This window comes from Paenibacillus phocaeensis (assembly GCF_900021165.1).
GTDB classification, from domain to species: Bacteria; Bacillota; Bacilli; order Paenibacillales; family Paenibacillaceae; genus Fontibacillus; species Fontibacillus phocaensis.
In genome coordinates this window covers 23003-36220 of the sequence record NZ_FCOQ01000015.1, presented here as the reverse complement: position 1 = coordinate 36220, position 13218 = coordinate 23003, and the positions used below count along the sequence as shown (strand labels likewise).

Below are 13218 nucleotides of genomic sequence, written 5' to 3'. Positions count from 1 at the left end.
CTTACACCTCCCCTTGAGCTGCGCGGGCAGCTTTCTTCTGTTGTTTCAAGGTTTTCTTCAATTTGGCCGCATCCCGATCACGCATGAGATAGAACAAGACTGCAGACAAAACTGCGGCGATCAGGAACAAAATCATACTTGCGGCTGCAGCTTTGTTGTACAAATAGCTTCCCTTGAACGCTTGCGCGTAGATAAAGACGGAAGTCGTAAGGGTCGCATCACTTGGTCCACCTTGCAGGAACAGCTGCGGAATATCAAACATGGTCAAGCCGCCGATCATCGACGTAATCAGCGTGTAAAGCAAAATCGTACGAAGACTTGGCAAGGTGATGCGGAAGAAGGTTTGCCATCCGTTCGCACCGTCAATTGCCGCGGACTCAAATAAAGCAGGATTTATACCCATAACGCCTGCGACCAGAATAATCATGGTATTCCCATACCACATCCAGAACTGAATGAATGCCACGATTCCCCGGGCCGTCGTCTTGTCTTGCAGGAAGAAGATCGGCGCATCGGACCACCCCAGCATTTGAAACAGACTGTTCATCGGCCCCATCGGATAGGCGAACAGGGAGCTAAAAAGCACTGCAATCGTACTTGCAGTGATAATATTCGGCATATAGAGCAAAATCTTGAATGCACCTTGCCCCTTAATGTTAAGGCGCTTGTTCGTGAACCAAGCTGTGAGCAAGAGCGCCAGGCCAATCTGTGGAATGAAGTTGATCACCCATAGCAGACCTGTATTCACGAGTGACTTCTTAAAGGAAGCATTCTCTAAAATCAGATCTTTAAAGTTCTGAAACGGGTTATCCAGAATTTCAAGCGGTTTGGGGATGATCCCCTGCATATTCGTAAAACCGATGACCAGAGTGTACAAAATAGGATACAGCGAGAAAACTAAAAAAATCAAAATAAAGGGTAAAGAGAAAATATACCCGTATCTCGAATAATTAACACCTTTGCGACGCATGGCTCTCACCTCTGTTTAATGGGTATAAAGGGGCGGGAAACACCCCGCCCCTTCGCATCTACCGCTTACAACTTATTCGCTCTCGATGCCAAGTTGGTCTTTGACTTGTTGTTTGAAGGTTTTGATCGCATCGTCACGGGACTTGTTGCCTGCCGTGTAATCACGAACTTGATCGCGCCACAGTTTGTTGATGGTTTCGTCGTATTGAGTCAAGTTCTTACCGGAAGCGTTCGCGTTAGCCGGAACGAACACATCGAACATGTTCTGACCGCCGAGCAATGGAACTTCACCATTCGACTTCGACATCACTACGGAGGAAGCTACGCTGTCCTTCGTACCTTGTTCGCCTTCTACCATCGTACCGTTAGCCCAGAGGTATTGGAGACCCGTTTCAGAGGTGTCAAGGGTTACCCACTTGATAAAGTCTGCAACTGCTTGCTTTTTCGCTTCGTCCTTCGCTACGTCTTTGTTGGCCAGCAGCCAAGTTCCGCCCCAGAAGAAGCCTGTAGGTGGTTCAGTCACTGCCCAGTCCCCATTGGTGTCTTTAACATTGTCTTTCATCGTATAGTTGATCAGCCAAGCAGGACCAAAGAAACCAAAGATCGGTTGTGGGCCCGTTCCGGACATATCCGCGAACCAAGCTTCCTGCCAGTCTTGCGTATCGTTATGGAAACCGTTGTCTTTCAACTTCTTGGAAAGATCGATGAACTCTTCACGTTTTGGATCGATATGAAGTTTGCCGTCTACAATCCAACCTTTGTCGGAGCTGTTCTCGATCGCGTGCCACATGTCACCGTCACCGGAAACAATGCCGTAGCCTTTCGCTTTCAGCTTCTCTGCAGCTGCAAAGAACTTATCCCATCCAGGACCAACTTCACCCTTGATTGTAGCTGGGTCGTCCGTTCCGAATACGTCCTTCGCGATCGAACGACGATAGATGAAAGCGCCGCCAGTTGCTTGATAGCCAAGGCCTTTCAGTTCGCCGTCTTTGCTGCCGATATCTACAGAATACTGAGCGATACCCGCATCTTTGACCATTTGGTCCGTCAGGCCGAGATCAGCGTAATTCGCGGCATAACTGGAAGCGTCTCCTTGCGTATACTTGAGGACGAACGCAGCTTCAGCCGCATAGATGTCCGGTGCGTCTTTGCCGCCGCCGGCCAGAGCTTGGTCAAGCGCAGGCTGGTAAGCGCCGTCAGTCGTTGCGATCACTGTAGTCTTAAACTCAACATTGGCTTCCGGATGGAGTTCCAAATATTTCTTAGTCATGTTTGGAATTTCGTCCGTGAAGCTCCAGAGATTGATGGTCACCTTCTCCCCTTTAGAACCTGTTCCTGCGGAAGAATTCGATTCCGTAGGGGTAGTCGTATTCGAGGACGACTCATTCTTGGAGTTGCCTCCGCAAGCCGTGAGGGCCGTAGTCATCACCAGCAATGCAGAGATCCCGATCAACAGGTGTTTCATGCGTTTCATACGTTTCATGCTTTGCCTCCCCTTTTTTGTTTGCTTTCTCGGTATTTTGTAACCGCATTCATATTCTAATACATCTTGCCCCACTCCATAAGTAAGCGCTTATTGGGAAAAGTTCAACTATTTTTGGGTAAATGCGTTTATACGAAAAAAAGAACCGTCGCTGAAGCCAGCAACGGTTTTCGTTATCCTATGCACCTATCGGAAAAAGACTATAGTTCCAGATCATCCGGCCAATGAATGGAGACACCTTGCCGTTCTAACAGCGCTTGATACGCGCGAAGATGCGCCCGATTGGAACGAACCTCGTGCGGAGTGACTTGATTTTGCATTGCGTAAGCCGCCAGATATCCGGCCGACTCCCCGATATTCCATTCCGTCGGATGAAGCCGGTAGCAGCCGTTCGTGATTTGCGTGGTACCGATATTTTTGCAGGCCGGCAGCATATTTTTCATCCGAATCGGCAGCAGTGCGCCAAGCGGAATTTCATACGGATAATTCGGAATATAAAACGTCCGGTTCGTGACGGTCGTCAAATGAACATCGAGCGGATAGCTGCCAATCCCAACGCTGTCCTCATACCGCCGTATTCCCTGCGACCCGCGTATTTCCTTGCTGACATCCTGTTCCGTTATCGTATGAACCGCCTTGATTCTCCGCGATTCGCGAATATACGGGTATTTCGCCAACCCATCCGCCGTGCCTAACACGTCTGTCCGCAGCCGAATCCCCGGATACCCACGCCCTCCATCGGGACGAGGCGTTTCGGTCTGAAGCCAGTAGACGAGCGAGAGGCTTAACTGCTTGGCATTATTCAAATGCCGTTGCCGCTCCGCTTCGGGAACGCCGATGATCGGACCGAGGAAGTAATCGTTCTGCGGCCAATTCACGAGCGTAATATCGCCTTCATATAATCCGGGTTCAAATAAAGCAGGATCGATGATGCGCCGATACGTCCAGAGCGACAGAAGCTCGCGCCCGGCAGCATCTTTGCGACCATCCGGAAACAAGCCGTACTCCTTCATCTGCGTCGTATCGTCCGTGTCGTTTGCATACCAGCTTAAGAGCGGAAACGAGGTGTGCTTCGGGACGAATTGGCGCCAGAAGTCATATTGCTCCGGCTTCTCGATCGTAAAGTCGCCGCCTTCCGCATAATCGAGCGCAAAGACATGCGTAATCGATTGCATATCCAACGGATTCGCCTCTTCGGGGGCATGCGGCTCGCCTGTTTCGCTTCTGGATTCCGCGCCGGTGACAAATTCGATGCCCGCTAGCGGCAAGACGTCTCCGCATTCGGTCGCATCAAGGAAATACGCTCCTCTTAACACGACTTCCTCGCCAGTGCTTATATGCGTCACCGTCACAGTTTCCACCCGGTCTCCGTTCACAGCGGCCGCGGTTGGTCGGAAATGATACAGTACTGTGATGCGGCCGCTGCTCACGTAAGGGGCCAACATATCCTCGAGCACGCGCAGCGCCACCTTCGGCTCGTGACACAGCCGACTTACCCAGCCGCCCCCCGGGTTAAGAAGCTCGTTCCTTCTCGCTTCCTCCGTCATCGGGTAGTTTTGCTTATAGTATGCGCGTACGCGATTGCGAAACTCGCGATACGTTTGCGTGCAGCCGAAATGTTCGATCCATGGATGTTCATCCGGCGGAACCGCTTGGCTGGTCAATTGGCCTCCCAGCCAATCCGTCTCTTCCGTCATGATCACGCGCAAGCCCATTTTGGCTCCGGCCATAGCGGCCATGCACCCGCCCAGACCTCCGCCGAGGACGACGACGTCCGTCAATCGTTCGTTATGCATATGTTAAAGCTCCTTTGGAAATTGTTCATTGCTGACTCCCCGTGAGTGCATCCATCGCCAAGCGGGCCGCGCCGATCGCCCCCGCCCGATTTCCCAGCGATGCGGCACGGACGTCCATGGCCGGGTCCAGTTCGGCCAGCCGGCTATGCAACAAGGGCCACCATAACGCCCCCGCTTCGACAACCCCTCCGCCAACGAGGATCGCGCTTGGGTTTAGTCCGAGATGGATGTTTTGGACAAACAGCGCCAGGTTATCGACGAACTGGCGGAGGACGTCGGCAATCGCCTGATGGCCCCGTTCATAATCGGCGAAGACTTCACGCCCCGAATCGTAGTCCCGCCCCGCCGCCTCCCGCGCGAGCCGAACTAACGCGGTTCCGGAAATATATTGCTCGATGCAGCCTTGTCTGCCGCAATTACACGGTCGGCCGTGCGGCATGAAAACTACATGGCCCCATTCGCCCCCGTTCCAATGGGCTCCCCTGTATAGTCTTCCGCCGATCATATTGGCGCCGCCGACGCCCGTACCGAGCGTCAGCATCGTCAAATCGGACAAGCCGGCTCCCGCGCCGAGCCATGCTTCCCCGACCAATGCCGCGTTGGCGTCGTTATCGACAACAACGGGCAGACCAAACATCGCTTCGTACCTTTGCCGCAAATCAAAACCCTGCCATCCCGGCAAATTTGCGGTCGCATAGACGATTCGTCCCGTATCGGCGTCAACCCGGCCCGCCGTGCCGATTCCGATGCCGGCCGCGTCCGGATAGGATTCGAGCAATTGGCGAATCGCCGTCTCCACGTGGAGAGCGATGTGCTCCTTTCCTAAGTGCGCTTCCGTGGGCACTCGCGTTTCGCACAAACCATCCCCGCGTTCGTTCATGACGATCCCTTTAATCGAGGTACCGCCGATATCGATGCCGATGACGTACATAGGAGCTGCCCCCCTTCCCGTTCGCATGAGCTCAAGATCGCTGCTTCAGAGCTTTTTTGATTTCTCCGGTATACCATTCCGTAATCACCTGGGGACGCGTAATCGCAGAGCCGACGACTACGGTGTGAGCTCCGATCAAGAACATCTGCACCGCTTGCGACGGCGTCTGAATTTTCCCTTCGGCAAATACCGGAATCGTTAGCCGCCCGGCCGCCTCTTGCACCAAGGCATAGTCGGGCTCGTTACGTTGTGGCGAATACGGCGTATAGCCGGACAACGTCGTGGATACGCAATCTACGCCTAAGGAAGCGGCATAAAGGCCTTCCTCCAAGGTCGAGATGTCGGCCATCACTTTCTGGCCCCGTTCTTTCATGTAAGCCACCAGCGACTCAAGCGACTCCCCGTTCGGACGCGGACGCCGGGTCGCATCCAAGGCGATCAGATCAACACCCACTTCCATAAGGTCTTGGATTTCTTTAAGCGTTGGCGTAATATAAACGTCGCTGTCGTTGTACACTCTCTTAACGATCCCTATAATCGGCAGGTTCGTAACGCTCTTGATCGCGGCGATATCCTGCAAACCATTGGCACGAATGGCGACGGCTCCTCCGACATCAGCCGCTTTCGCCATTTTGGCCATCGTCTCCGCCCCATAAAGAGGTTCATCCTCCAGCGCTTGACACGAAACGATCAACCCATTGCGAATGCGTTCAAACAGCGGCTGTCGGTTCATGGAAATCCACCTCTTCCGCTAACGTTTTATTCCCTTGCTGTCTGTATGTTTCATTTCCGTTGTTCATTTCTTCTCCTATCCCTTGCCTTTCTTTTTATTGCGCACCTGCGTTTTCAATCCAACCTCGAACATCCGGCTCCAAGGCATATAGCAATCGTCGATCACGATCTCGTATTCGTCCTCGTCGTCATGCAAGCGGGTTTCGATAAAACGGTTCAATTCCGCTCGAACCCGCTCCGCGACACGACCTCTCTGGCCGTCGACGGCGAAATAATCGAGTCCCATCTCAGGCAGTACGCGATCGGTTACGTCTCTGCGCACAAAGGCGCAATAGCCGCCGTCTTCAACATACCGCAGCGACAGGAAATCGCGATGCTGCGGCGTATCGCCGTAAACGGCATAAATCATTCCCTGCGCAATGCAGGTTCCAAGCGTGTTGGAGCTTGTATTCCAGCCTGCATACCCGGCCAATCCGAACAGCAGCTTCTTGTCGCGAAGCAACTGCAGCAGTTCCAGATCGGCTCCGTTGGCATAGGCGATATCCGCGATGACGCAGGGCTTGCCGAGCCGGCGAACGATATCGTCGGCCATCTCGACCAGTTCGACAATGTTCCGGTAGACTTGATACCCCGGATGAGGTTGGCTTTGGTTGCCCGCTTCCATCATGCTTTCGCCGGGCGTGTTGAGGCAAAGCGCCATATCCGCTTCGGCGAGGGAAGACGTCATCAGCCCTCCGGCCGCCATGATTTGATATTTGACGGATTCGTATAATACACGGTCTTCATATAAAGGCGTAACAAACGGGCCTTGCACGCTGGAAAAATGGACATGCACCCGCGGCTTTCGCCCCTCAAAACGGTTGATCATGCGCGCAAGCAATGTGCAGCCCGCTTCGTCGGCTCCCGGATACATATATACGGATAATTGCTGATGGCATGCCTTGACTCGTTCCCGGACCTCCTGCTGATCGATCGCGGTCAGGCCATAAGGGGCCGAATCATCCTGCGGAATGACCATGAAATCAATGGCCCGGTCTTTCACCAATTCAATCGCCCGTTTGTTCGCCGCCAAATTGACGGCGCGGCGCTCCGTATATTCCCGCCATACCTCCTCGGGCAAAACCGCCTCGATCCGCCGCAATTCGCTTTGTTCATCCTCCGTCGCGACGCCAAGCGCCAGGCGATGACGGATATAGCCGCGCCTAAATATCTCCTCGCCCCAATCTTCGTAATAATCCGGTTCTTCGTCGCTGCTGGAGTACCGCGGGCAACGCATGATGAGTTGAAACGCGAAGAGCTGCAAGGAAGGATTGATTTGCTTCAACCTGCGAACCTGCTCCAATCGCTCTTCACATTGCTTCGCCGTTAGCCGGTGCAGCCGCGAGGGGATAATTCCGCCGTACAACAAAGTGTCCAAGGCAATAATCGCCCCGTCCGCATCGCGCGCCTGCTCAAATAACCACGCCCACAATTTCTCGATATCTCCGGGACGCTTCTTGAGCCCCATCCTGCTCAAATCCGGACGCACGACGGCATAATCGGTGCCCTCGGCAAGCAGCGCCGGAAATTCGTAGTTGCAAGGACGTTCGTCCAATGGAACGTAAATGATTTTCTTCACGCAACCTCAGCCTCCTGACCTCCTCGACTTATGATCCTGGGATCGCGGTTAACCCTTGACCGCTCCGGAAATGCCTTCCATGTAATAACGCTGCGTAAATAAGAACACCACAATGATCGGTATAACCGAGATCACGGTTCCTGCGGCGATCCAACCGAAATTGTAGGCGAACTGTCCGTTTAGAAAACTGAGCGCGGAGGCAATCGGATATTGACTCGTATCGTTCAGCACGATCATCGGCCAGAGGAAGTTGTTCCACATCGCCATAAACTCCAACAAGCCGATGACGGCAATCGCCGGTTTGACGATCGGCAGCGCCAATTGCAACCAAATGCGAAACTCGCCGGCGCCGTCCACTTTGCCGGAATCGCGCAATTCGTGCGGCATGCCCATAAACGCCTGTCTCATTAAGAACACATTGAATACCGTAATCCCCGATGGAAGCACGACCGCGAGAAACCCGCCCATCAAGCCAAGCCCCTTCACCGTTAAATAGTTAACGACCATACCGGCTGCGGCAGGGATGATCATCGTCGCCACCAATAGCGTAAACACGAGATCCCGGCCTTTAAAGCGGAACACGGCAAGCGGATAGGCCGTCAAGCAGGAGAAGAAGATATTCATGACGACGCCCATTAAGGCCATCACGAGCGTATTCCATAAATATTGCGGGAAGTTCATGTAATTCCACACTTGAACGTAATTGTCAAAATCGACATAGGTGGGAAAAATCGCCGGCGGAAAGCTGAATACATTCTTGCCGGGCATCAGCGATACGCTAAGCAGCCACAAAAACGGCCCCATCATAAAAATGGCGAACAGAATCAAACCGAGGTACAACAGCGTTAACTTCGCGAAACGGTACGCTTTTCTTCTCATATCACCCATCCACTAATATGGATTGACACCGCCTTTCCGGTTGAATCTGAAGACGATCACGCTGAGCGCAGCAATCATCACGCTGACAACGAGGCCAAGTGCCGAAGAGTAGCCAAAATTGAACTTTTGGAAGCCTTGCTGATAGATATATAAACTGGACGTTAAGGTAACGTTTCCCGGTCCGCCTTGCGTCAGGACGAATACTTCATCGAAGACGCGGATCGCAGCCATTAACGAAATGAGCGAGCAGAAAAACACATACGGCTTCAACAGCGGAATCGTCACTTTACGAATCGACTGCCACCGGTTCGCCCCGTCGATCATCGCCGCCTCCACCATATCTTTCGGAATGGACTGCAGTCCGGCCAAATAAATCATCATATAGTATCCAAGGCCCTTCCACATCGTAATGAACATCAGCGTCCACAGCGCCGTATGCTGGTTGGACAACCAGGTAATCCGCTCCTGCATCAACCCTACGCTCGACAGCACGTAGTTCACGACGCCGTTCTGGTTCAGCAGCCATCCCCAAATGAGTGCAACCGCGACCATAGAGGTCACAACGGGGATGTAATAGGCAGTACGAAACAACTTGATTCCTTTCACGTTGCTATTGACTAAAATCGCCATAAGAATGGAGAACAGTTGGATAAACGGCACGACGATTACATAAAGCAACGAGTTGATCAGCGATGCAATAAAGTTCCGGTCTTGAAAGGCTGCTATGAAATTCTCAAATCCGACAAACTCCGTTTTGCCGATGACGGAATAATTCGTCAGGGCCAGCGGGATGCTGTAAACAATCGGCCAAAAAACGAACAGGGCCAGCAAAATCAAACCGGGCGCCATAAAAAGCCAAGCGGCGGATGCTTCGGATTTGCCGAGCCTGGACAAAAGGGGTTTCATGCCTGTTTCACCTGCCTTTATAAATAGCTTGAGCAGGACAAGCCTGCCCAAGCCAACCTATTAATTACCCAAAATCCGATTGACTTCTTTCTCCGCTTCCGCCAATTCTTTTTTCACGTCGCCATCGTTCAAGTAGATGATCTGTAAAGCCTTTGTGACGGCCTGATTCACATCGTTTGCGTTCTCAATCCCAAGGTAGAAATCTTCGGCTTTGTCCAAGCTGACCGCAGATACGGTCTTGGCTACGCCTTCCACGGTACCGTCGTTTTCCGCGAAAAACGGGTCTTTGGCGCTTTCCACCGTCGAAGGCAAGGTGTTGGCGACCTTGGAGAACTCCAGTTGATTGGCTGCATTGGTGACGAATACGGCGAAGTCGACCGCTTCTTTCTTATGCGACGTCGCTGCGGGCACGACGAGGTTCATCGTGTTGGAGTAGCGGATGCCCGCTTTGCCAACCGGGCTCGGTACGGCGACCATTTTGTTGTAAACGTCCGGCGCCGCCGTTTTGATTTTGTTGATAAACGGGGAACTGGACAAGGACATGGCCACTTGTTCACTGGCAAAGTATTGGACTTGCTTGTCGTAGTTGATGATGTCCTTTGGAATGACGCCTTCTTTTAACAGTTCTACATTTTCGTTAATGTATTCCTCGACGTCCGGCGTATTGAAAGCGGCTTTCTTATAGTCGTCGGTCAGGAAAGGCAAATTTTCTTCCAAGAGGGTACGCGCTTCCATCGTGAAGATGTAGCCGTAGGCGCCGGTTTTTTCTCTGATTTGACGGCCCCATGCGTTGAGCTCCTCTTTCGTCGCCGGAGGGGTGCTTGGATCGAGCCCCGCTTTCTCCACCAAATCCTTATTGAGGAACAGAACCGGCAAAGCGGTGTACCAAGGAAGGGCAAACGCTTTGTCGTTCATCTCCGTCGAAGAATAGATGCCCGGGAAATAGGCCGCTTTTTGCTCCGCCGTCAGCTCTTGGTTAAAATCGACCAACGCGTCCTTGCTTCCCATTTGATTGGCAAATTCCGTGTTGAGGTTTACCACATCCGGCGCTTCCCCGCCTGCGATGCTGGTCATTAATTTATTGAGCACGGCATCGTAAGGGAAGTCCTTCCAGTCGATTTTGACGTTCGGATGCTGCGTTTCGTAATCTGCAATCAGCTTGTCGAAATAATCGTTAAAGGTAGGCTGCAAAGAAATGGTCCAGAACTCTACCGTGACTTGTTCCTCCGCTTTCTTTTCCCCGCCGTCCCCGTTCTTGGCAGCCTCTCCATCCGAAGATTTCGATCCGCATGCCGCCAATAGACCTGCGATCAGGATTGACGCCAGGAGTAGTGAAATCCATCTTTTTCCTCTAAAGCTCATGCCCCTCATCCTTTCTGTACGCAATGTGTTGGTTGTAACCGAGAGAAGAAATGCCATGGATCTCACCCGGCCATTCGCGCAAAGAAAACGCTTGCAAAATGGCCGCAATGCCTTACCAAGAATGAATGATTCCTGCATGCATTTTCCTCTCGTTGCACGTCCATTGTAGCATCGAGTGGAGAATATATCCACTATTTTATTATAAAATAAAAGATTTTTCCTAGATTAAATTCTGTGCACACAAAAAAGAACCCGAAAACGGGCTCTTCCAACTTCTTTTCGCTAGTGTTGTCCAATTTAAAACAATTTCTCGGATATGGCCTTAGCCATGATCTCTCTATATCTCAGCGCGGTTTCTTTCATTTTCAACGAGACGGCGACATTCAGAATATCGATGACGGCCAGTTGCGATATTTTGGCGGAAAGCGAGCTGCCCTGCAGCGGATTCTCGCGGGCGATCATCAATAACACGATATCCGCCACTTTGGTGATCGGCGAGCGGGCGTTGCTTGTGATGGCGACGATGGTGGCGCCCGCCTTTTTGGCCAACGTCAGGTTTTCGATCGTATCCTTCGTACTGCCGGAAATCGAGATGCCGACTGCCACATCGTCCGGAGTCATCAGAGCCGCTTCCATAGCCTGAAAGTGCGTGTCCGTCTTGGCGCTGCTTTGTTTGCCGATTCTGGAGAAACTGTGTGCTGCCTGCATGGCCGTCAACCCGGATGAACCTACGCCGAAAAAGCAGATGCACCGGGCCCGGTACAGCGCCTCAATGGCCAGGCTTAGCTGCTCCGACACGGCCAGTTCTCTCGTCTGCTCCAAGGTGCGGATATGGTTCGCGATAATTTTCTCGTTTAATGCGGCGGAATCGTCCTCCTCGGTAACTTCTTGATGCAAATGATCGATCGGTTTCACCATATCTTGCGCCAGTGATAATTTAAAATCTTGAAACCCCTGATATTTCAGTTTCCGGCATAAGCGCAGCACCGTCGTTTCTCCGACTTCGGCCTTTTCCGCCAGTTCGGTTACCGAGTGGTACATAATATCCGAAGCGTTATCCAAAATATATTGCGCCACTTTCTGCTCCGCTTTGGTAAGTCCGTTCAGATGGCTCTGTATATTCAGCAAAGTTTTGCCCATTCCTTGTACGGTCAGCAAGCGCAGATCTCCTTTCCGTCGGCAATCGATAGAATATAATCTTCATCTTTACATGGTTTGGAAGATTGTTTCCTTCTGCTGTTTATTTTAGCGAGAACGCATGGAATATACAAGTAGACATCACCTAGGACCCCATCGCAAGATTCGGCCGTTCCTTCGAATGATATTGGTGATAGATTCACTCTATTTCGCCTAATTCGGGCAAAAAGTAACGCTATTGCTCGGTGTTTGGGGGGGATCCTGCAAACACCGAACAATAGCGTTATAAAATCACCTTATTTCCGCCGAAACCTGCCTTATCGTCCAAATACGACGATTTTTTACCGCTATTTCGAGGCAAGCCAGGGTCCGAGTGAAGTCCGTCTCCAACCGCCGGCCGGCATGCCCCCATGCTCAACTCCCCGTCGGGCCGCTCCAATCATGCACCATGCTGCCTTCCAGGAACTTCTCGCAGTCCATCGCCGCCATACACCCGGACCCGGCCGCAGTGATCGCCTGGCGATAACGCGTATCCTGCACGTCCCCGCAGGCGAATACGCCGGGCACGTTCGTCTCCGTTGTCCCTGGCTTCACGACGATGTAGCCGTGTTCATCGGTGGCAACCGCGCCGCCCAGGAACTTCGTGTTCGGCGTATGGCCAATCGCCACGAACACCCCGTCGGCTTCCAGCAGCTCCTCTTGGTCCCCGGCATTGTTCCGCACCTTCAGGCCCTTCACTTTGCCGCCGTACTCCGTCACCACTTCCAGCGGCGTGCGGTTCAGCGCCCAGCGGATTTTCTCGTTGGACTTGGCGCGGTCCTGCATGATTTTCGAGGCGCGCAGTTCCTCCCGGCGATGCACGATCGTCACCTCGGTCGCGAATCGCGTCAGGAAGTTGGCTTCCTCCATCGCGGAGTCGCCGCCTCCAACGACGAGGAGTTTTTTGCCGCGGAAGAAGAAGCCGTCGCAGGTTGCACAAGTGCTAACCCCCCGGCCCACATTCTCCTGCTCACCCGGAATGCCCAGATACTTGGCCGAAGCCCCCGTCGACAAGATCACCGTTTCGGACTCCAGCACCTGACCGCCTTCCAGCGTCACCTGGAACGGCCGCTGCGTGAAATCGACCCGCTCAACCCAGCCGTTCCGAAATTCAGCGCCAAAACGTTCCGCCTGCTTGCGCATATTGTCCATCAACTCGGGCCCCATAATTCCCTCCGGAAAACCCGGGAAGTTCTCCACTTCCGTTGTCGTCGTCAATTGTCCGCCGGGCTCCAGACCCTCGATGACAACCGGGCTGAGATTAGCCCGCGCCAAATAGATCGCCGCCGTCAGTCCAGCCGGCCCAGTTCCGATCACCAATACTTTGTGCATACGTTCGTACCTCCTTGGTTGCTAGGAAATAGAT

Annotated in this window: 11 protein-coding genes; all 11 read right to left on the bottom strand. The window is 52.8% G+C overall.

Going from position 1 to position 13218, the window contains the following annotated elements; translation table 11 throughout:
* Nucleotide 1: 1 nt before the first annotated feature.
* Nucleotides 2-970 (bottom strand): carbohydrate ABC transporter permease, encoded by a 969-nt coding sequence (locus tag BN3795_RS09520; RefSeq protein WP_068784460.1) that lies wholly within the window; start codon nt 968-970, stop codon nt 2-4.
* A gap of 72 nt (nt 971-1042) precedes the next feature.
* Nucleotides 1043-2452: an ABC transporter substrate-binding protein gene (locus BN3795_RS09515; RefSeq protein ID WP_232729891.1), complete on the bottom strand. Its 1410-nt coding sequence runs from the start codon at nt 2450-2452 to the stop codon at nt 1043-1045.
* 200 nt (nt 2453-2652) lie between these two features.
* Nucleotides 2653-4248: an FAD-dependent oxidoreductase gene (locus BN3795_RS09510; protein WP_068784459.1), complete on the bottom strand. Its 1596-nt coding sequence runs from the start codon at nt 4246-4248 to the stop codon at nt 2653-2655.
* Between the two features lie 25 nt (nt 4249-4273).
* The gene (locus BN3795_RS09505; protein ID WP_068784458.1) at nt 4274-5179 is read right to left on the bottom strand and encodes an ROK family protein; all 906 of its coding nucleotides are present in this window, start codon (nt 5177-5179) and stop codon (nt 4274-4276) included.
* 31 nt (nt 5180-5210) lie between these two features.
* Nucleotides 5211-5912, bottom strand: a complete 702-nt coding sequence (locus BN3795_RS09500; protein ID WP_068784457.1) for an N-acetylmannosamine-6-phosphate 2-epimerase — start codon at nt 5910-5912, stop codon at nt 5211-5213.
* A 75-nt stretch (nt 5913-5987) separates the two neighbouring features.
* Nucleotides 5988-7529 (bottom strand): DUF4127 family protein, encoded by a 1542-nt coding sequence (locus BN3795_RS09495; RefSeq protein ID WP_068784456.1) that lies wholly within the window; start codon nt 7527-7529, stop codon nt 5988-5990.
* Between the two features lie 48 nt (nt 7530-7577).
* On the bottom strand, nt 7578-8408 hold the full coding sequence (locus BN3795_RS09490) for a carbohydrate ABC transporter permease (RefSeq protein ID WP_068784455.1): 831 nt from the start codon (nt 8406-8408) through the stop codon (nt 7578-7580).
* A gap of 12 nt (nt 8409-8420) precedes the next feature.
* Complete coding sequence (locus BN3795_RS09485; RefSeq protein ID WP_232729890.1) at nt 8421-9314, bottom strand: carbohydrate ABC transporter permease; 894 nt, start codon at nt 9312-9314, stop codon at nt 8421-8423.
* A 60-nt stretch (nt 9315-9374) separates the two neighbouring features.
* Nucleotides 9375-10676, bottom strand: coding sequence for an ABC transporter substrate-binding protein (locus BN3795_RS09480; protein ID WP_068784454.1), 1302 nt, complete (start codon nt 10674-10676; stop codon nt 9375-9377).
* A gap of 297 nt (nt 10677-10973) precedes the next feature.
* Complete coding sequence (locus BN3795_RS09475) at nt 10974-11834, bottom strand: MurR/RpiR family transcriptional regulator (protein ID WP_068784453.1); 861 nt, start codon at nt 11832-11834, stop codon at nt 10974-10976.
* A 393-nt stretch (nt 11835-12227) separates the two neighbouring features.
* Nucleotides 12228-13184, bottom strand: a complete 957-nt coding sequence (trxB, locus tag BN3795_RS09470) for a thioredoxin-disulfide reductase (RefSeq protein ID WP_068784452.1) — start codon at nt 13182-13184, stop codon at nt 12228-12230.
* Nucleotides 13185-13218 lie beyond the last annotated feature (34 nt).